This window comes from Parasynechococcus sp. (assembly GCF_042954245.1).
In the GTDB taxonomy this organism is placed as follows: Bacteria; Cyanobacteriota; Cyanobacteriia; order PCC-6307; family Cyanobiaceae; genus Parasynechococcus.
In genome coordinates this window covers 12744-30231 of sequence record NZ_JBGKDP010000002.1, presented here as the reverse complement: position 1 = coordinate 30231, position 17488 = coordinate 12744, and the positions used below count along the sequence as shown (strand labels likewise).

The 17488-nt window shown below is 60.3% G+C and carries 21 protein-coding genes and 2 pseudogenes; 12 read left to right on the top strand and 11 right to left on the bottom strand.

What is annotated here, in order from left to right; translation table 11 throughout:
- The 3 genes from ACGVJ8_RS00180 to ACGVJ8_RS00170 all read left to right on the top strand — a co-directional run.
- Positions 1 to 551: molybdenum cofactor guanylyltransferase (locus ACGVJ8_RS00180; protein WP_392344935.1), on the top strand; the 551-nt coding region annotated here is incomplete at its 5' end.
- A complete protein-coding gene (locus ACGVJ8_RS00175; protein ID WP_392344934.1) occupies positions 548 to 1591 on the top strand; it encodes a GTP 3',8-cyclase MoaA in 1044 nt (347 codons plus the stop codon). The genes ACGVJ8_RS00180 and ACGVJ8_RS00175, both read left to right, overlap by 4 nt.
- A gap of 79 nt (positions 1592 to 1670) precedes the next feature.
- Positions 1671 to 2171, top strand: coding sequence for a redox protein (locus ACGVJ8_RS00170; protein WP_392344940.1), 501 nt, complete (start codon positions 1671 to 1673; stop codon positions 2169 to 2171).
- 44 nt (positions 2172 to 2215) lie between these two features.
- Here the strand turns inward: ACGVJ8_RS00170 and ACGVJ8_RS00165 are convergent.
- Together ACGVJ8_RS00165 and ACGVJ8_RS00160 are read right to left on the bottom strand one after the other, a co-directional pair.
- Positions 2216 to 2905 (bottom strand): annotated as a pseudogene (locus ACGVJ8_RS00165) (transglutaminase N-terminal domain-containing protein); the annotation flags it as partial.
- Entirely contained in the window at positions 2865 to 3263 is a 399-nt protein-coding gene (locus tag ACGVJ8_RS00160) for an alpha-E domain-containing protein (protein ID WP_392344939.1), read from the bottom strand. The gene ACGVJ8_RS00160 and the pseudogene ACGVJ8_RS00165, both read right to left, overlap by 41 nt.
- A 62-nt stretch (positions 3264 to 3325) precedes the next feature.
- Between ACGVJ8_RS00160 and ACGVJ8_RS00155 the strand changes: the two are divergent.
- Positions 3326 to 3694 (top strand): annotated as a pseudogene (locus ACGVJ8_RS00155) (DUF1028 domain-containing protein); the annotation flags it as partial.
- A gap of 77 nt (positions 3695 to 3771) precedes the next feature.
- Here ACGVJ8_RS00155 and ACGVJ8_RS00150 read toward each other — a convergent pair.
- From ACGVJ8_RS00150 to ACGVJ8_RS00120, 7 genes are all read right to left on the bottom strand, one after another.
- Positions 3772 to 3990 carry a hypothetical protein gene (locus ACGVJ8_RS00150; RefSeq protein WP_392344933.1) on the bottom strand — a complete coding sequence of 73 codons (219 nt, stop codon included), beginning with the start codon at positions 3988 to 3990 and terminating at the stop codon, positions 3772 to 3774.
- A gap of 80 nt (positions 3991 to 4070) precedes the next feature.
- On the bottom strand, positions 4071 to 4238 hold the full coding sequence (locus ACGVJ8_RS00145; RefSeq protein ID WP_392344932.1) for a DUF4278 domain-containing protein: 168 nt from the start codon (positions 4236 to 4238) through the stop codon (positions 4071 to 4073).
- Positions 4239 to 4594: 356 nt separating this feature from the next.
- Positions 4595 to 4864 carry a hypothetical protein gene (locus ACGVJ8_RS00140; protein WP_392344931.1) on the bottom strand — a complete coding sequence of 90 codons (270 nt, stop codon included), beginning with the start codon at positions 4862 to 4864 and terminating at the stop codon, positions 4595 to 4597.
- A 226-nt stretch (positions 4865 to 5090) separates the two neighbouring features.
- Positions 5091 to 6800 (bottom strand): urease subunit alpha, encoded by a 1710-nt coding sequence (gene ureC / locus ACGVJ8_RS00135; protein ID WP_392344930.1) that lies wholly within the window; start codon positions 6798 to 6800, stop codon positions 5091 to 5093.
- 3 nt (positions 6801 to 6803) lie between these two features.
- The gene (locus ACGVJ8_RS00130; protein WP_392344929.1) at positions 6804 to 7124 is read right to left on the bottom strand and encodes an urease subunit beta; all 321 of its coding nucleotides are present in this window, start codon (positions 7122 to 7124) and stop codon (positions 6804 to 6806) included.
- A 10-nt stretch (positions 7125 to 7134) separates the two neighbouring features.
- Positions 7135 to 7437, bottom strand: a complete 303-nt coding sequence (locus tag ACGVJ8_RS00125) for an urease subunit gamma (RefSeq protein WP_392344928.1) — start codon at positions 7435 to 7437, stop codon at positions 7135 to 7137.
- Between the two features lie 18 nt (positions 7438 to 7455).
- Entirely contained in the window at positions 7456 to 8391 is a 936-nt protein-coding gene (locus ACGVJ8_RS00120; RefSeq protein WP_392344938.1) for an urease accessory protein UreD, read from the bottom strand.
- 105 nt (positions 8392 to 8496) lie between these two features.
- Between ACGVJ8_RS00120 and ureE the strand changes: the two genes are divergently transcribed.
- The 8 genes from ureE (at position 8497) to urtE (ending at position 15478) form a co-directional block, all read left to right on the top strand.
- Positions 8497 to 8949, top strand: coding sequence for an urease accessory protein UreE (ureE, locus tag ACGVJ8_RS00115; RefSeq protein WP_392344937.1), 453 nt, complete (start codon positions 8497 to 8499; stop codon positions 8947 to 8949).
- Entirely contained in the window at positions 8946 to 9617 is a 672-nt protein-coding gene (locus ACGVJ8_RS00110; RefSeq protein ID WP_392344927.1) for an urease accessory protein UreF, read from the top strand. Before ureE ends, ACGVJ8_RS00110 begins: the two co-directional genes overlap by 4 nt.
- Complete coding sequence (ureG, locus tag ACGVJ8_RS00105) at positions 9617 to 10222, top strand: urease accessory protein UreG (RefSeq protein ID WP_392344926.1); 606 nt, start codon at positions 9617 to 9619, stop codon at positions 10220 to 10222. The genes ACGVJ8_RS00110 and ureG overlap by 1 nt, the downstream gene beginning before the upstream one ends.
- Before the next feature lie 120 nt (positions 10223 to 10342).
- The gene (urtA, locus tag ACGVJ8_RS00100; RefSeq protein WP_392344925.1) at positions 10343 to 11641 is read left to right on the top strand and encodes an urea ABC transporter substrate-binding protein; all 1299 of its coding nucleotides are present in this window, start codon (positions 10343 to 10345) and stop codon (positions 11639 to 11641) included.
- Between the two features lie 91 nt (positions 11642 to 11732).
- A complete protein-coding gene (locus tag ACGVJ8_RS00095; protein ID WP_392344924.1) occupies positions 11733 to 12887 on the top strand; it encodes a branched-chain amino acid ABC transporter permease in 1155 nt (384 codons plus the stop codon).
- Positions 12888 to 12891: 4 nt separating this feature from the next.
- On the top strand, positions 12892 to 14019 hold the full coding sequence (gene urtC / locus ACGVJ8_RS00090; protein ID WP_392344923.1) for an urea ABC transporter permease subunit UrtC: 1128 nt from the start codon (positions 12892 to 12894) through the stop codon (positions 14017 to 14019).
- Positions 14016 to 14771, top strand: coding sequence for an urea ABC transporter ATP-binding protein UrtD (gene urtD / locus ACGVJ8_RS00085; protein WP_392344922.1), 756 nt, complete (start codon positions 14016 to 14018; stop codon positions 14769 to 14771). The genes urtC and urtD overlap by 4 nt, the downstream gene beginning before the upstream one ends.
- Positions 14768 to 15478 carry an urea ABC transporter ATP-binding subunit UrtE gene (gene urtE, locus ACGVJ8_RS00080; protein ID WP_392344921.1) on the top strand — a complete coding sequence of 237 codons (711 nt, stop codon included), beginning with the start codon at positions 14768 to 14770 and terminating at the stop codon, positions 15476 to 15478. Before urtD ends, urtE begins: the two co-directional genes overlap by 4 nt.
- Positions 15479 to 15511: 33 nt before the next feature.
- On the opposite strand, the gene ACGVJ8_RS00075 is transcribed toward urtE, so the two are convergent.
- Together ACGVJ8_RS00075 and ACGVJ8_RS00070 are read right to left on the bottom strand one after the other, a co-directional pair.
- Positions 15512 to 15757 carry a DUF1830 domain-containing protein gene (locus ACGVJ8_RS00075; protein ID WP_392344920.1) on the bottom strand — a complete coding sequence of 82 codons (246 nt, stop codon included), beginning with the start codon at positions 15755 to 15757 and terminating at the stop codon, positions 15512 to 15514.
- A gap of 535 nt (positions 15758 to 16292) precedes the next feature.
- On the bottom strand, positions 16293 to 17474 hold the full coding sequence (locus ACGVJ8_RS00070; protein WP_392344919.1) for a glycosyl transferase: 1182 nt from the start codon (positions 17472 to 17474) through the stop codon (positions 16293 to 16295).
- Between the last annotated feature and the right edge of the window lie 14 nt (positions 17475 to 17488).

The following is a 17488-nucleotide window of genomic DNA, read 5'->3' as shown; positions in this document are numbered from 1 at the left end:
GTGGAAGCAGCCGTCGCATGGGGCGTGACAAGGCGCTGTTGCCGCATCCCTCCGGTGGTGTTTGGCTCACGGCCCTGGTCGACCAGCTGCTGTCCCTTGGCCATCCGGTGCAAGTGTTGAGTCGTCATCCCAAGCATGCAGAGCTGCTGGCCCACCGGCCGGGATGTTCCGTGGTGCTAGAGCCCCCTCCCTGGAATGGCCCCCTGCAGGCGCTGGCCAGGGTGTTGCCGTCTCGGCCTGGGGAGGCCTTGCTGGTGCTGCCGGTGGACATGCCCTGTCTGCGCACTGCCGTTGTCCAGCAGCTCATCGCAGCCTGGAAGCGTGCCCCGGAGCAGGCAGCGGTGGCCCATGACGGGCAGCGGCTGCAGCCGTTGCTGGCGGTGATCCCCTCCGGTTCACCCTTTCGCTCTTGCCTTGATCAGCAACTGCAATGCGGAGAGCTGCGCTGGATAGACTGGTTGACCCGTGTTCCCCATCAGACGGTGCGCTTGCCTGCAGAAGCGTTGCTGAATGCCAACTGCGCTGCAGATCTGGCAGCGTTGGAGGGATGAGCACTCCGCTGCCGCTCGTAGATCGCCTCAACCGACCCATCAGGGTGCTGCGGCTGTCGCTCACGGCCCAGTGCAATCTCGCTTGTCCGTACTGCTGTCCGGATGCGGAGGAGCCCCCTGGCCTGCTCACGCTGGAGCAGCAGATGCGTGTCATTCGTGTGGCTGCGCGCCTTGGGGTACAAACGCTGCGGCTTACCGGTGGAGAGCCGTTGTTGAGCCGGCGCTTGTTGCCTTTGCTGGAGGCGGTGGCGCAGGCCCGGCGGGATCGTTCGGATCCGATGGCTGGTCTTCATTCGGTGGCGCTCACCAGCAACGGGGTGCTGCTTTCGGAACCGATGGCGCGGGCGTTGCGTGCCGCAGGGCTGGATCGCATCACCATCAGCCTGGATGCAGCGGAAGGGGAGGCAGCAGCGCGCATGGCTGGCCTCCAGGGTGGCGCCGCCGCTGGAAACCGCCTGGTGCGCCAGGTTCAGGACGGCATCGCGGAGGCCTGTGCCGCTGGCTTTGATCCATCACGCGGTGAGCTCAAGCTCAATGCCGTGATCCAACGGGGGATCAATGATGATCAGCTGTTGCCTTTGGCCGGCTTGGCGCGGCGGCAGGGGATGGAGCTGCGTTTGATTGAGTACATGGATGTGGGCAACCGCAACCAGTGGACGCTGGACCAGGTGCTGCCGGCGGCGCAGATGGTGGAGCGCATTCATGCCCGTTGGCCCCTTGAGCCTCTGGGTCGCCCGAGGGGTGGAACGGCCCGGTGTTGGCGCTATGGCGATGGAGCTGGATCCATCGGTGTGATCGCCTCCATCAGTGAGCCGTTCTGCGGTGATTGCAACCGGTTGCGTGTCACCGCTGATGGACAGACGTTCACCTGCCTGTTCTCCGCTGATGGCATGGATCTCAAGCCTGCGCTCGCGTCGGATCTTCATCTTGAGCAGGCCATGCGCCAGCTCTGGCAGCGGCGTCAAGACCGCTACAGCGAGGAGCGTGATCCAGCCGCCGTTGCGTCTACCCATGCAGAAATGGCGTATCTGGGGGGCTGAACCGTCGTGATCGTCACCGTTTTTCCGTGATGCTCTCGGTAGAACAGGGCAGCTGAAGGATCCAAAAGGATCCATCGACATATTTGAACTACTGGCCTACGAGCGCTTCCGCGATACCTCGTCGGTTCGTTTTTTCGACGTCACCGTGGACACCTCCAATGCGCGAGACCTGGTGATTCACAGCGGCCCGGCCGTGTCGCCCCCCAACGATCCGGAGAGCGGAGCCTGGCAGTTCTATCTGCATCCCCATCAGGAAGACAATCTGCTGGCAGCCAGTGGCGGCAGAATCTTCTTCTTGGTGAACCTGGCTTGGGAACAGCCGTTCCACATTGTTCGGCTCGAGAGCGGTGGTGACGTCCTTCGCATCCCTCCTGGTACCTTCCACCGCTCGATCTCTGATCCCGATGGTTCCGTCGTTCTGAACCACACGGTTCGTAAGGAAGGCGCTTCCTTGGTGCGGGAATTCCGCGTCTACAACAACGCCGAGATTCCGGCCTTGATGCCAGCCACCCATAGCTCGGCGCCGAAGCCCCAGTTGCACAGGCTGGAACCTTTGCTTCAGGCGGCCAGCACCACATAGCGCTCGTTGACTTCCATCCCGGCACTGGGGTCAAAACCCCGTTAGCCCGCCCCGGGCAGGTAGACCTCCGCCCAGGCATGCAGGTCGTACTCCTTCGGGGGAGGTTGCTGCAGTTGATAGCCGCTCACGAATCGGGCGGGAAGACCCACCACGCGGCAGCAGGCCACCATCAGCATGACCAGATCACGGCAGGAGCCGATCCGCTCGCGCAGGGTTCGGCCCGCCGGCTAAGCTGACCTCACATGGCGTTGGGTGTATTTCACTCGCTCCTGAATTAGTTCAATCAGTTGCTTCAGAAAGGCCAGGGTCTGCTGGTTGCTGCCCATCAGGGCTTCCTGGGTGAGGTCGATGGCCGAGGGTTTGTGCTGGCCGTTGGGCAACCAGTTCTCAAGGGCCCCTGTAGATCACTGTTGAGCTGGCCCCGGGGGTAGAGAAGGGGTGGTTCCAGTCCGTTGAAGCAGCTTTCCAGTGGTGGTGCCGGTCGGGTTTCCACCAGGCTGCGGGCTTCAAAGACCAGTTCATTAGTGCTGCCAAGAAAGCGGAGCCGTTGGATTTTGTCACCGCTGGCGGTCACCAGTTCCCGACGTTGCTTGGGTTCAGGCAGCACGCTGAGCTGATGCTCCAGCAGGGTCTGGAATCCCTGCCCCCGAGGCCTCAGACACAGGCGGATGTTCCCCGAGGAAAACGGGGGCCTCATACCGATACGTCAGGCGGTGAACGATGAGAGCGCGCATGCGGGATCGGTGGGGTGGAACGGAGGTCGGCGCTGGTGAAGTAGCGGGTTTGGATCAGGCTGTGGAGTTGGTTCAGGTCCTGCTGAAGCTGGTCAATAGCTTCATGCAGACCGGCTTCGATCAGGTTGTCGATCCGCACATAGCTCCAGCGGGCCAGGAGCTGTCCGCGCAAACAGTCGCGGTCATCCGGCGTGTCATGGCTCGGGTGCTGCTGGATCTGTTGCAGGGTGTCGCTGATGCCCTGGAGGCAGTACCGCACCGACCGAAGAAAGATGGGGTCCAGCAGCAGGAAGCGCACCACCTGTTTGGGCGTGGCATCGGGATAGGCCGTATTGAAGCGATAGTGATCCCCTGTCACCTCTACCAACGGCAGCCATGGTTCGGCGCTGCCTGGAGGACAGTCCAGCGCCATCGCTTCACTGGGCGAGGCATCGCCATCACCGTGACCTTTCCGTTGCCGATAATTGCTTGGTGGACGAGGGCGTGCTGGCGGCGATGGGGAAGGCCTATCTCACCAGCGACCCCAGCTTGAAACTGGGCCACCGCCTGATGATTGCTCTGCAGGCCGGAGAAGCGGCTGGCGGTGATCACCGCTCCAACCTCTGCACCTTAGCGGCGGTGCAGGTGAGTGGCGAAGCGGCTTTCCCTCTGTTGGATCTGCGTGTTGATTTTCACGAGCGCGCGGTGGAGCAGTTGATGGAGGTGTATGAGCGCAGCCAGGCCCTTTGGGCCCAGGAGTGGAGGGATGAACTGTCGGAGTTGCCCATGCTCAACCGCTTGGTGGCTTGAGCATTCAACGTTGTTCATGCCATTAAAAAGGTCTTGCAACACAGCTGTGTGCAGGGCTTTTTTGAATTCAGGGGGGTTCAGCTAGGGACGGATGCTTCCCACTCCACGGTCAAACCAGCTTCACGTGCATCACTTACCAAATCGTCTATGCAATCCATGCCAAAGGCGGCTTGTCCAGACAGTAGGGCATCCCATTCCTGAGACGGAAAGTGGGTTTGCAGCCAGAACACGCCGTGCACGCTGAAGGGATTCACCTGCACGAGGCCTTTGTCGAGGCGAGAAGCGATGAGATCCAACGTCGTTGCTGAGGCTGGATCTATTACGCCTTAATCCTCGGAACTGGAATGTTCGAGTTGCTACGGATTGAGAAGTTGCCCTAGCGGGTGTAGCCCACGCCGCGGTAGACGAGCTTCACCGGAGTGCGGTGGCTGTTGATCTGGCGGACTTGGTACACGTTGCGGCGGTAGACCAGCTGCACCCCAGGCTTGCCCTGAGTGGCGTTGTTTTGCTGGTACTGATGTCCGCGATAGAGAAGGGTGGTCATTGGATGGTCCTCGAAGCAAGCTCAGGTCCCCGTTCCATGGCCTGAGGCGAACTGCGCTTCGCGCGATGCGAAGTGAACGATCGGTAGCTGCTGCTACGAAAAATATTGAAGCTCCTGTGAATGCCGAAGTGGTGTTCAGGTTGATACCTCTTCAGAAGAGTTTTTGGTTTTGTTTATTTTTGTCCGTAGAAATTTAGTGGGCCTGGCTGATCTCAATCAGCTGATCGAACACAGCATTGAAGAAGTGTCGGCCTTGTTCCTCGAGCGTGGCGCCCACGCCTGAGCCAGTCCCGGTTCAGGCGATCGGGCCCTTCAGTTCCAAGGGGACCCAGCACACAGTCGTGGTCCTTGGCGATTCATCGTTCAAGCGCATCACCATCGATCTCGAGGTGATACGGCAGGCCAATGGCGTGGGCTCCGATCCGAAACACCTGTTCCGCACAGTGCAGCGAAGAACCAGCAGGGTTGCATAGTTGGATGCGATCGCCATGCCAATGAAGCACCAAGCAGCTGCTTGGTTGCCCCTTGAGCAGAGTCTCATCGCTTGGATCCGCGACCCAGTGGATCGCTCCGAGGCCCAGTTCCTTTAGCCGCTGTGGTGGTGCTCCCACCTTCAGGGGTTGCACGCTGCCCCCTGCCGTAACCAGTCCATTCCCGGTTGGTCGCGCTCGTTCGCGCTCATCGGACCTCCGAGTACGAGGGCGATGCTGTTCGCACTCGCCCTGGGGTCCGGTAGAGGGTCGCCTCGGTCGGGCCTCAGGGTGTGGAGGGTCAGGTTCCGTTGCCGCGTTAGTTCCCCCACCAGTGCGGCGTCTTCGTGGTCAACGTGTTGGACTACCAGCAGCGTGGGGCTCAAAGCAGCAGATAGCGCTGGGCGAGGGGCAGCACCTCGGCGGGGTCACAGGTGAGCAGTTCACCGTCGGCGAACACCTCATAGGTCTGCGGGTCCACGCTCACCTTGGGCAGCGCAGCGTTCAGCTTCAGGGTGCTCTTGCTCACGCTGCGGGTCTCCTTCACCGCCATGCAGGTGCGTTCCAGCCCCAGCTGGCGTTGGATGTCGGCATCCATTGCCGCTTCGCTCACGAAGGTGAGGCAACTGGGGGCGAGGGCTTTGCCGAAGGCGCCGAACATCGGCCGGCCGTGCACCGGGCCAGGGGTCGGAATCGAGGCGTTGGCGTCGCCCATCTGGGCCCAGACGATCGAACCGCCCTTCACCACCAGTTCCGGGCGAATGCCGAAGAAGCCCGGCTTCCACAGCACAAGATCGGCGAGCTTGCCGGTTTCGATCGACCCCACTTCAGTGCTGATGCCGTGGGCCAACGCCGGGTTGATCGTCACCTTGGCGATGTAGCGCTTCAGTCGGTGGTTGTCGTTGCGAGCGGGGTCTTCCGGCAATGCACCGCGCTGCACCTTCATCTTGTGGGCGGTCTGGAAGGTGCGGGTGATCACCTCGCCCACGCGGCCCATGGCCTGGGAGTCGCTGGCGATGATCGAGAAGGCGCCAAGGTCGTGAAGGAGGTCTTCGGCGGCGATCGTGTCGCGCCGACTCCGTGATTCGGCGAAGGCCACGTCCTCCGGGATCTTCGGGTCGAGGTGGTGGCACACCATCAACATGTCGAGGTGCTCCTCGAGCGTGTTGCGGGTGTAGGGCCGGGTGGGGTTGGTGCTGCTCGGCAGCACGTTGGCCTCTCCGCAGATCTTGATGATGTCCGGGGCATGGCCGCCGCCGGCTCCTTCGGTGTGGCAGGTGTGAATGGTGCGTCCCTTGATCGCGGCGATCGTGTCTTCCACGAAGCCGGCCTCATTCAAGGTGTCGGTGTGGATGCACACCTGCACGTCCATCCGATCGGCCACCGACAGGCAGGCATCGATCGTGGCCGGCGTGGTGCCCCAGTCTTCATGCAGCTTCAGACCGCAGGCGCCGGCGCGCACCTGCTCTTCCAGCGCTTCCGGGGTGCTGGAGTTGCCCTTGCCGAAAAAGCCCAGATTCACCGGAAGGCCTTCAGCGGCTTGGAGCATCCGCCCGATGTGGAAGGCGCCGGGGGTGCAGGTGGTGGCGTTGGTGCCGGTGGCTGGTCCGGTGCCGCCGCCCATCAGGGTGGTGACGCCGCTGGCCAGAGCCGTTTCGATCTGCTGAGGGCAAATGAAGTGGATATGGGTGTCGATGCCGCCGGCCGTGAGGATGTGTCCTTCCCCGGCGATGGCTTCCGTGCCTGGGCCCACCACAATCGTCACCCCTTCCTGGGTGTCGAGGTTGCCGGCTTTGCCGATGCCGACGATTCGGCCGTCCTTGAGGCCGACATCGGCTTTGACGATGCCCCACCAGTCAAGGATCAGGGCATTAGTGATCACCGTGTCGACGGCGCCCTCGGCTCGAGGGGTCTGGGATTGGCCCATGCCGTCGCGGATCACCTTGCCGCCGCCGAATTTCACCTCGTCGCCATAGACGGTGTAATCCTTCTCGACTTCGAGGATCAGATCGGTGTCGGCCAGACGAACTCTGTCGCCGGTTGTGGGTCCGTAGGTCTCGGCGTAGGCCTGGCGGGAGATATGGTAGGGCATGGGTCAGGCATCGAGGGGGCCGTTGATCTGGCCGTTGAAGCCGATGACGCGTCGCGCACCGGCGAAGGGAATCAGGTTCACGTCGCGGCTGTCGCCGGGTTCGAAGCGGATGGCGGTGCCGGCGGGGATGTCTAGCCGTTGACCGCGGGCTGCGGCTCGGTCGAATTGCAGGGCCGCGTTGGCTTCGGCGAAATGGAAATGGGAGCCCACCTGTACCGGCCGGTCGCCGCTATTGGAGACGCTCACCGTGGTGACGGGTCGGCCTGCATTCAGCTCCAGTTCACCCGGTTTGGGAAGCAGTTCGCCTGGAATGAGAGGTGCCATGGGTTTTGCCTCAGCGAATCGGGTCGTGCAGGGTGACGAGCTTGGTGCCATCGGGGAAGACAGCCTCGATCTGCACCTCATGGACGAGCTCGGGCACACCCTCCATCACCTGGTCCTGACGCAGCCAGGTGGTGCCTTCCTGCATCAGCTCTGCCAGACTCTTGCCGTCACGGGCGCCTTCCAGCACCAGAAAACTGATCCAGGCCACCGCTTCGGGGTGGTTGAGCTTCAGGCCACGGTTCAAGCGCCGCTCGGCAAGCAGTGCCGCGGTCACGATTAGGAGCTTGTCCTTTTCCTGGGGACTGAGATGCATGGCGAAGCTCGGTCTCCTTCAGTGTGTCTCTGCTGCAGCCTCAAAAGCGTTCACAGTGGACGTTTGTCGGCGCAGAGGCTGTTCCTGCAGGGGCCAGACCCTGGGGATGCGAGGCCGTGTCAGCCCCCGGATCGTCCGCGTTCGCTCCCAGATTCGGCTGAACCAGAAGCGGGCATCGCGGCTCGAATCGCCGGAATAGCGGGCGATTAGGCCCTGATTGAGGGCGCCGCAGCGCATTGTGCCCGTCAGACCCTCTCGGTCGGCCCGTGCTCCCTCCAGCAATGTTGCTGTTGTTTCGGCGCCCATGGCGATCGGCGCGGCCCAAACCAGTGTTCCGAATACCGGGGCTCCTCCTAACCCGTGTGGGCTGTCCAGGCTGGCGTCGCCGAGGTCCACCCGATCCGCCAGCTCCCAGGTTGAGCTGCTGTCCGCGACGCGCTGAATGGTGAGGCTTGACCGCCAGCGTCCCTGCTGCAGGGTTTCACCGGCGGCGGTGCGACCCAAGCGCACGATCTCTGCACTGAGAAAGGAGGCGTCCTGGGGCAGGGTCACTGTCAGCTGCTGCTCGAACAAGGCATCGGCGTACAGCACCAGCTCCTGCGGCAGCCATTCGAGATCACTGCCGCTGGCCAGCGAGCAGCGCACCTGTTGATGGGCAAAGCAACCCTCAGGCTGCAGGCGGCTGCGGCCGATTGACCCGTAAACCTTCTGCGCCGCCACGCTGGTGATTAGGCCGCGACTGTTGGCTTCAAGCTTGATGTCGAGGCTGAGTTGATCCCCACCCACCAGGCCTCCGGCGGTGTGCAGCACCGGCAGCTCGCAGCGTCCGTCATCACCGCGTTCACTGCGGAGCAGCTTGAACGGAGCTGTGCAGCCCCCCTGGTGTTGGGTGCTGCCATTGGTGGCATGAAACTGCAGGTCACAGCGGCCGTGCCAAGGATCAAGACGTTGCATAGCCTCACGTTCCGCCGTCACCGCCTTCGACTCTGTAGCAATACACACCAAAGTGCCGGTGATTGATCGGCACGCTTTCGTTGTTGATCTGGAGAGGAGGTGCTGGTGACGGATGCGGTGGTCGTGCTGGAGCAGCGTCTGCAGAACAGCAGTGCCACGGCAACCCTGCAGTTGCCGCTAACGGCCGAAGAGCGCACGGTGCTGCGTGGTCGTCGCACCACCTCCTGCGGTCGTCCGGTGCTGCTGCAGTTGCCCCGCGTGGGATCGCTGCAGCCTGGTGATCTGCTGGGGGATCAGTCCGGTTCGACCGTTGTGGAGGTGACGGCAGAGCCGGAAACATTGCTGCGGGTACAGGGGTCGCATCCCCTGGAGCTGTTGCAGGCGGCATATCACCTGGGCAATCGCCATGTCGCCCTTGAATTGCATGAGCAGGAGCTGTTGCTGCCGGAGGATTCCGTTCTCGCCACGATGCTGGAAGGGCGTGGATTGACGGTCAGCCGCTGTCTGCAGCCGTTTGCCCCCGAGGGCGGTGCCTACGGAGGGCATCAGCACGGATGACTTCCCTGGCGTTGTTGCAACTGGTCAGCCCTGCCCTGCCCGTGGGTGCCTTCAGCTATTCAGAGGGTCTGGAGGTGTTGATTCAGGCGGGCTCCATCGCCGATGAGCAGGCCATTCAGGCTTTGTTGGAGGCTGAACTGCAACGGGGCGCGGTGCGGCTGGAAGCCGCGGCGTTAAGGCCTTTTGCGGAGGCTTTGGTGGGGTGGTCAACCCAGGCCGATGCGGCGGCCAAGGCGCGTCTGATCGATCTGGATGGTTGGCTGTTGGCCACCCGCGAAGCCGCGGAGCTGCGAGCCCAGCAGCGTCAGATGGGGATGTCGCTGCTGCAGTTGACGTCGGACATGGGTCAGGACCTGCCTGAACCTGTGGTCTTGAGCTGGCCAGCGGCCTGGGCCTGGACCGCTGTGGGCTTGTCGGTTCCAGCAGGAGACATGGTGGAGGGGTACCTCTACGGCTGGGTTGCCAATCAGCTCAGTGCCTCGGTGCGGCTGCTGCCGTTGGGTCCGTCCCGAGCGCAGGTGCTGCAACAGCGGCTGCTGCCGATGATTGCTTCGCAAGCGCAGTTGCTCCAGGCGGCCGATCCGCAGCAGCTCTGGAGTAGCGGTGTGGGTGCGGGCATGGCTCAGCTTGCCCATGCTGAGCTGTATTCACGCCTTTTTCGAAGCTGATGAGCAGCAAACTGCGCCTGGGGGTGGCAGGTCCCGTGGGATCAGGCAAAACCGCACTGGTGGAGGCGCTCTGTCGCCGTTTGAGCGCCGACCTGCAGCTCGCGGTTGTCACCAATGACATCTACACCCAGGAGGATGCCCAGTTCCTTACCCGTGCCGGTGTCCTGGATCCAGAGCGGATCCGTGGCGTGGAGACCGGTGGTTGCCCTCACACGGCGATCCGCGAAGACTGCTCGATCAACAGAGCCGCCGTGGCGGAGCTGGAGGCGCAATTCCCTGATCTTGATCTTGTTTTGGTTGAAAGCGGTGGCGACAACCTGGCGGCGAGCTTCAGTCCGGAACTGGTGGATCTCTGCATCTATGTGATCGATGTGGCGGCCGGCGACAAGATCCCCCGCAAGGGAGGGCCTGGCATCACCCGCTCTGATCTGCTGGTGATCAACAAGATTGACCTGGCTCCACAGGTTGGTGCCGATCTTGCGGTGATGGAACAGGACACCCGGCGGATGCGTGGAAATCGGCCCTGGTGTTTCACCAATCTCCACAGCGGTGAAGGCTTGGAGCAGGTGGTTGGCTTCTTGTTGCAACAGCTACCAAAATCATGAAAACACAAGCTTTTGGGGTCAAAAGTGTTACCATTGCCACATTTAGAATCCCCTCCTGTGGCGATGGTCAGATTTCATGACGTTTCGCGCGTCCAAGCTTTTTAAGTGCCCTCTCATTCCATGAGCACCTCTATCTCCAAGCGCCTCTTTGCTGGCATGGCTGCCGCATCGCTGGGTCTTGCCGTGACTGCCTGTGGTGGTGGCGACAAAGCATCTGCTCCTGCGGCCGACTTTGACGACACCGTCACCGTTGGCATCCTGCACTCGCTGACCGGCACCATGGCCATCTCCGAGTCCACCTTGGTGGACACCGAGAAGATGGCGATTGACGAGATCAACGTCGCCGGTGGCGTCGAGGTCGATGGCAAGAAGTACAAGATCGAATACATCGTCGAGGACGGTGCTTCCGATTGGCCCACCTTCGCTGAGAAGTCCAAGAAGCTGATCGACCAGGACGCGGTGCCTGTCGTTTTCGGTGGCTGGACCTCCGCCAGCCGCAAGGCGATGCTGCCCGTCTACGAGTCGAAGAACGCTTTCCTCTACTACCCGATTCAGTACGAGGGTCAGGAGTGTTCCAACAACATTTTCTACACCGGTGCAACTCCGAACCAGCAGTCGGAGCCTGCCACCAAGTTCATGTATGAGAAGTCGCCTGCCGCTGGAAAGCCCTTCTTCCTCGTGGGTTCGGACTACGTCTTCCCCCGCACCTCCAACACCATCACCAAGGAACAGCTCAAGTTTCTTGGTGGCGAAGTGGTCGGTGAGGACTACCTGCCCCTGGGCAACACCGAGGTTGCTCCGATCATCGCCAAGATCAAGAAGGCCCTGCCCGAGGGCGGTGTGATCATCAACACCCTGAACGGCGACCAGAACGTTGCCTTCTTCAAGCAGATCCAGGACGCTGGCATCACTCCCGAGAATGGCTACTACGTGATGAGCTACTCCATCGCGGAAGAGGAGATCAGCACCATCGGTTCTGAGTTCCTTGAGGGCCACTACGGCGCTTGGAACTACATGATGTCGATCGACACCCCGGCATCCAAGAAGTTCGCTGCTGACTTCAAGGCCAAGTACGGCGCCGACCGCCAGGTCGCTGACCCTCAGGAGTCGGCCTACAACATGGTCTACCTCTGGAAGAAGGCCGTCGAGAAGGCCAACAGCTTCGACGACGACAAGGTGCGTGAAGCCCTGGTCGGCATCGAGTTCGATGCGCCTCAGGGTCCTGTGAAGGTGATGCCCAACCATCACCTGTCCCAGACCGTGCGCATCGGCCAGATCACTGCTGACGGCCAGTTCGAGATCCTCGAATCCACCGACGGTCTTGTGGCTCCTCAGGCCTGGAACCAGTTCGAGCCCAGCTCCAAGGGTTTCGCTTGCGATTGGACCGACGCCGCCAAGGGCGAGAAGTACAAGCTTTGATCCTTTGATCAAAGTCAAATTACTCTTCAGGGAGGAGCCTGTCACCGGGCTCCTCCCTTTCGTCGTTTCATTGAACGTTTTTCACACGTCCGTGCAACTGCTTCTCGAAAGCCTGTTCAACGGTGTGGCCATCGGCTCCGTGCTGCTGATGGCTGCCCTCGGACTGGCCATTGTCTTCGGCCTCATGGGTGTGATCAACCTCGCCCATGGCGAGCTGATCATGCTCGGGGCCTACACCACCTACGTGGTGCAGCTGATCTTCAAGCTGCCTGCCCTGCAGCCGGTTTACAACGCCTACATGCTGGTGGCGCTTCCCCTGGCCTTCATCGTTAGTGGTGTCGTCGGCATCCTGCTGGAACGCACCGTGATTCGCCGTCTCTACGGCAACCCGTTGGAGACCTTGCTCGCGACCTGGGGTGTCAGCTTGATTCTTCAGCAATTTGTACGGAGTGTTCCTCTGGCCCATGCCGCTGGCTTGATCCTGGCGTTGGTGCTGGGCTTTGGACTCCCACTACTGCTTCCTTCGTCTCTCCTGGCGGGGCCTCGAGCTCGCTTGGTGCGTGCGGGGAGTTGGGCTGTTTCAGCTCTGGGAGGTGTGCTTCTGGCTGGTGGCCTGGCCTCACAAATCAGTCGCATCGCCAGGGCCACCTCCCGCAACGTGGATGTGACGGCTCCCAAGTGGATGCGCGGTGGGATTGATGTCATGGATATCACCTTTCCTGTGCCGCGCCTGGTGATCATCGTGATCACGATCGTTGCGGTGGTTGGGGTGACGTGGTTCCTCAACAAAAGTGTGTGTGGCATGCGCATTCGTGCCGTCACCCAGAACCGCTCGATGAGTGATTGCCTGGGCATCCCCACCGATACTGTCGATGTGCTCACCTTTGGCATCGGCTCCGGTTTGGCCGGTGTGGCGGGGGTTGTTGTTTCCTTGCTGGGTTCGGTGGGCCCCAACGTGGGCGGGTCTTACATCGTGGGCTGCTTCATGGTGGTGGTGCTCGGCGGCGTTGGAAACCTGTTGGGCACCGTGCTCGCCTCCTTTGCCATTGGCCTGCTCACCGACCTGATCGGTGCTGGCCGTCTACTGACGATCTGGCCTGATATGCCGGCTCCCCTAGCCGGTGTGGTGAATTTCTTTGCCACCACGAGCATGGCCCAGGTGATGGTGTTTGCTCTGATCGTGGTGTTCCTTCAATTCCGTCCCGCGGGTCTGTTCCCGCAAAAAGGACGCATGGTGGAAGCCTGATCTGATGTTCCAAGCCTTTCAACAACGCCGTTGGCCCTTGATCATCCTTTGGGTGGTGATCGTTGCGGCCATCGTTGCTGCGCCCACTGTTCTGCCGGTGTTTCGGCTGAACTTGTTGGGTCGCTTCCTCTCCCTGGCGATCGTTGCCCTGGGCATCGACTTGATCTGGGGCTTCACCGGCTTGCTCAGCCTTGGCCAGGGCATCTTTTTTGCCCTCGGTGGCTACGCCGTGGCGATGTATCTGCAGCTGAATAGCTCGGGCGATCTTCCCAACGACATTCCTGAGTTCTTCAGTCTCTACGGCGTGGATCGGTTGCCCGCGTTCTGGGAGCCGTTCCATTCTCCGCTGTTCTCCTTGGTGGCGATCTGGTTGGTTCCAGCCGTGCTGGCCGCCGTGCTCGGCAACCTGGTGTTCCGCAATCGGATCAAGGGCGTCTACTTCTCGATCCTTACCCAGGCTGCCCTGCTCGTTTTCTTCAATTTCTTCAACGGACAGCAGAAGCTGATCAACGGCACTAACGGCCTCAAAACCGATGTGACCCAGCTGTTCGGTCAGATGGTGGGTTCCCCCGAGATGCAGCGGGGATTTTTCTGGTTGACCTCTGTGGTGGTGATCCTGGCCTGGCTGTTTTTGCGCTGGGTGGTGCGGGGCCGGTTCGGTGATGTGTTGATCGCTATTCGCGATGACGAACCCCGGCTTCGCTTTGCGGGTTACAACACAACATTGTTTAAGACGATTGTTTTCGCCATCGCCGGTGGTTTGGCTGGCATCGGTGGTGCGCTCTACACCGTTCAGTCGGGCATTGTTTCGCCGCAGTACATGACCGTTCCCTTCTCGATTGAGATGGTGATCTGGGTTGCGGTGGGCGGTCGAGGCACGCTCGTGGGAGCCATCCTTGGCGCTGTGGCCATCAACTACGCCAAAAGTTTGGTGAGTGAAGCTCTTCCCCAAAGTTGGCTGTTCATTCAAGGGGGCTTGTTCATCCTTGTGGTGACGGCCTTGCCTGAAGGCGTCATTGGTTGGTTCAGAGGTAATGGCCCTCGCAATTGGCTCAACCGATGCGGTGTTTCCCGTCGGCGTGAGACCCATCCACATCTCGATCTTGAAGGTCAAGAAGAGGTTCGGTTATGAGTACTGCTTTGTTGGAGTTGCGCCAAATCACCGTCAGCTTCGATGGCTTTTTGGTGCTCCGCGATCTCAACCTCAGCCTTCAGCCTGGGGAGCTGCGGGCCGTGATCGGCCCTAATGGCGCCGGCAAGACCACCTTCCTCGATGTGATCACCGGCAAGACCACTCCCATCGAAGGGGATGTTGTGTTCAAGGGACGCTCTTTGGTGGGAATACGTGAGCACCGCATTGCGCGCTTCGGCATTGGCCGCAAGTTTCAGAGCCCCCGCGTTTTCGAGAAGCTCAGCGTTCAGGAGAACTTGGCTCTGGCGGTGAGCCAGCCGAAGCAGCCCTGGCCATTGCTGGTGGTGGGGCTGAATGGGGAGCAGCGAGACCGTGTTCATCACTTGATGAGTATCGTCAATCTGCAGAACCGTGCCGATTGGGATGCTGGGTTGTTGTCCCATGGCGAAAAACAGTGGCTTGAGATCGCTATGCTGGTGGGTCAGGATCCTGACCTGTTACTGGTGGATGAGCCGGTGGCTGGGCTCACGGATGAGGAGACCGATCTGACGGCGGATCTGCTCAAGTTGTTGGCGGGGGATCACACCGTGCTGGTGATTGAGCACGACATGGAGTTCATTCGACGGCTTGAAAGTCCGGTGACGGTGCTGCACCAGGGTCATGTTCTCTGTGAGGGCACGATGGATCAGGTGCAGGCTGATTCCCGGGTGATTGAGGTTTATCTCGGCACCACTGAGGAGGAGAACCAATGACGAACTTGCTGGAGATCCAAGGCCTTAACACTTTTTACGGTGAAAGTCACATTCTTCGGGATGTTGATCTCAGCGTGAAATCGGGGGAGATGGTTTGTTTGATCGGCCGCAATGGCGTGGGAAAAACCACCCTGCTGAAATCGCTGATCGGCTTGTTACGTCCCCGTTCCGGAACCATGGCGTTCGACGGTGCTCAACTCGATCGTCAGGCTCCCCACCAGCGGGCTCGAGCCGGGATTGGCTATGTGCCGCAAGGTCGCGAGATCATTCCGCAGCTCACGGTGGCAGAAAACTTGCTTTTGGGGATGGAAGCGTTGCCGGGCGGATTGGCGCGGCAACGCCACATCGATCCGTTCGTTTATGAGCTGTTTCCAGTTCTTCAGGAGTTCCTATCGCGCAAGGGCGGCGATTTGAGTGGTGGTCAGCAACAACAACTGGCCATTGCCCGTGCTTTGCTCGGCCAGCCGAAGCTGTTGTTGTTGGATGAGCCCATGGAGGGGATTCAGCCCAACATTGTTCAGGATATTGAAGCTGCTGTTCGGCGAATCATCGCCGACACCGGGATCGGGGTATTGTTGGTGGAGCAACATCTCCATTTCGTTCGCCAGGCTGACCGCTATTACGCCATGCAACGTGGTGGCATTGTTGCCAGTGGGTCCACCAGTGAACTCAGCCAGGCGGTTGTTGATCAGTTCCTGAGCGTTTAGAGCGTCGCTCTGGATGGTTTCTCCTGGGTCGGTTCAGCTGGCCCAGAGGGATTCCGTTGCAGGCTCTTCGTTCATCGCGAAATCGCTCACATCGGCACGCACGTGGAGCATCTGTCCTGTCATCGACATCTTCCAGATTTCCAAGCGTGCGTCCTTTGGTGCTTCGAACCAAAAGACTTCTGTGGGCATCACCACCTTTTCACGATAGAAGTGATCAGCGCCGATGCATTTCACGATCACCATTCGACTGGTGTCGTTCTGGTAGACACACTCAATCATTTTGAGGATTTGGGATGCTGCCAATCTCATCTCATAAAGACAAGTGGAGTGTTTGATTGGTTACCGAATCAGCACGCCTTTAGATTTCATGCAGATGAGTCGATACAGAGCTGATCGCTTTTGTATCGACTGTCACGAATCTGGCCAAGTCATTGTTGTGTAGGAATTAGAATATCACACATAGTGGTACTTTTGTCTCAAGTGAAGCAATTCTTTCTTGCCGTCTTTTGCGTGATGGTCTTGTCGATATGTGGGGGTATTGAGAAATAGCAGAATCAATCGCTTTGAGTGTCACTCAACAATTCGATGTGGAGCGCATGAATCGCGCGATCGAATCAACCCTTGATTCATAGCAGCTGCAGGTGTTGGCCAAGCAGTTGCTTCAGGCCTGGCAGTCCCAGCGCGCTGTAACAGGCTGGGTGAGCCGTCAGCGAGAACAGTTGGGATGAGGGTTGATCTCTTTGGTGTTAAGCAGCGAGCTCAGAGGTGAAGCGTTGCGGGTGTGGTTCGGTCGTTTCAGCGATGTGCGATCTGCTTATCCTGCTGCGGCCAGATCAGATTGAAGGGCTGAATTGCAGCTGCGGAGTCGCGACCAGCTGGGCAGTTGATGGGCAACCGGCGCCTGCATCAGTTTTGCCAGGCCAGGGCGCAGGAGATCCGCGAAGTTTTGAACCGCCAATTCTTCGCCATGGCGGTCGTAGGGCAGTCGGTTAATCGCCGAATCGAGGCCGAATTGCCGCACGCGATCTTCACCAACCCGCCGATACAGCACCTCCAGTGTTGGCAGCTGATCCACCGACATCACGCAGCCCTCGTGTTCCATCAGTCCGCGCAAAACCGTGCCGAAAATTTCACCGGCCATCCTCTGCAGGCCTTCACTGGGCTCTTGACCCAGTTCCTTGTGTTTGTGGTCGAACAACCCCAGATCCACTTGAGCGATTCGGCTGGAGGCCACATGGCGGTACACCTCAGATAGCAAGCCCACCTCCAGGCCCCAGTCCGAGGGAATGCGTAGATTCATCGCCAAATCGGTGGTGAAGGCGAATTCACCAGCCAGGGGATAGCGGAATGACTGCAGGTACTCCAGGTAGGGCAGAGGTCCGAAAATCTGTTCCAGGCTTGCCAGCAGTGGGCCAACAAACAGGCGGGTGGCGCGGCCTTGAAGCGCTTGGGTTTCGAGGGAAAGACGGCTGTAGAACGCCTTCACGTAGGCAATGCCGTGAGATCGATCCAGCAGGGGACGGAGCATGCGCTCCGGATAGGCCGAACCAAAGGTTCTGATGTCGGCATCGAACAGGCCAACCACCTCAGCGTTCTGGCATGCCACCCCGAGCCCCTGCCAGACGGCCCAGCCCTTGCCCGGTGGTCCGGTGACATCGAGCCCCAATTCGCCGACGGATTCGAGTAAGTCCCGAACGGCGGGGCCGTTGGTCCAGTGCACCCGAACGGGGAAGGGCATCCCCTCAAAAAACTTTTCTGCCGCTTTGACGTCTTCAGCGCTGGTGGCCGCCAACGCCACCACCAGCTCGTTGAGCCCCTTCAGGCCTGAGAGTGTGTCTCGAATCAGGCCGAGAGCCGGGCGGCTGAATTCCTCCATTAGGCAGGGGATCAGCAAGGTAGTGGGTCGCTGACTTAACTCTTGGTTGAAGGCAACCGCATCGAGATTGCTCAAGCTGTAGTCATGGACGGTGCTGATCAGGCCCTGTTGAAAATCCATAGTGGTGTTCGATG

Bases quoted from the DNA above. Each gene is read 5' to 3' on its own strand.
- urtA (WP_392344925.1), top strand. From the start codon at position 10,343: ATGAGCACCTCTATCTCCAAGCGCCTCTTTGCTGGCATGGCTGCCGCA.
- ACGVJ8_RS00145 (WP_392344932.1), bottom strand. From the start codon at position 4,238: ATGACCACCCTTCTCTATCGCGGACATCAGTACCAGCAAAACAACGCC.
- ACGVJ8_RS00130 (WP_392344929.1), bottom strand. From the start codon at position 7,124: ATGGCACCTCTCATTCCAGGCGAACTGCTTCCCAAACCGGGTGAACTG.
- ACGVJ8_RS00120 (WP_392344938.1), bottom strand. From the start codon at position 8,391: ATGCAACGTCTTGATCCTTGGCACGGCCGCTGTGACCTGCAGTTTCAT.
- ACGVJ8_RS00125 (WP_392344928.1), bottom strand. From the start codon at position 7,437: ATGCATCTCAGTCCCCAGGAAAAGGACAAGCTCCTAATCGTGACCGCG.
- ACGVJ8_RS00070 (WP_392344919.1), bottom strand. From the start codon at position 17,474: ATGGATTTTCAACAGGGCCTGATCAGCACCGTCCATGACTACAGCTTG.
- ureG (WP_392344926.1), top strand. From the start codon at position 9,617: ATGAGCAGCAAACTGCGCCTGGGGGTGGCAGGTCCCGTGGGATCAGGC.
- ACGVJ8_RS00175 (WP_392344934.1), top strand. From the start codon at position 548: ATGAGCACTCCGCTGCCGCTCGTAGATCGCCTCAACCGACCCATCAGG.
- ACGVJ8_RS00075 (WP_392344920.1), bottom strand. From the start codon at position 15,757: ATGATTGAGTGTGTCTACCAGAACGACACCAGTCGAATGGTGATCGTG.
- urtD (WP_392344922.1), top strand. From the start codon at position 14,016: ATGAGTACTGCTTTGTTGGAGTTGCGCCAAATCACCGTCAGCTTCGAT.
- ureC (WP_392344930.1), bottom strand. From the start codon at position 6,800: ATGCCCTACCATATCTCCCGCCAGGCCTACGCCGAGACCTACGGACCC.
- ACGVJ8_RS00110 (WP_392344927.1), top strand. From the start codon at position 8,946: ATGACTTCCCTGGCGTTGTTGCAACTGGTCAGCCCTGCCCTGCCCGTG.
- urtE (WP_392344921.1), top strand. From the start codon at position 14,768: ATGACGAACTTGCTGGAGATCCAAGGCCTTAACACTTTTTACGGTGAA.
- urtC (WP_392344923.1), top strand. From the start codon at position 12,892: ATGTTCCAAGCCTTTCAACAACGCCGTTGGCCCTTGATCATCCTTTGG.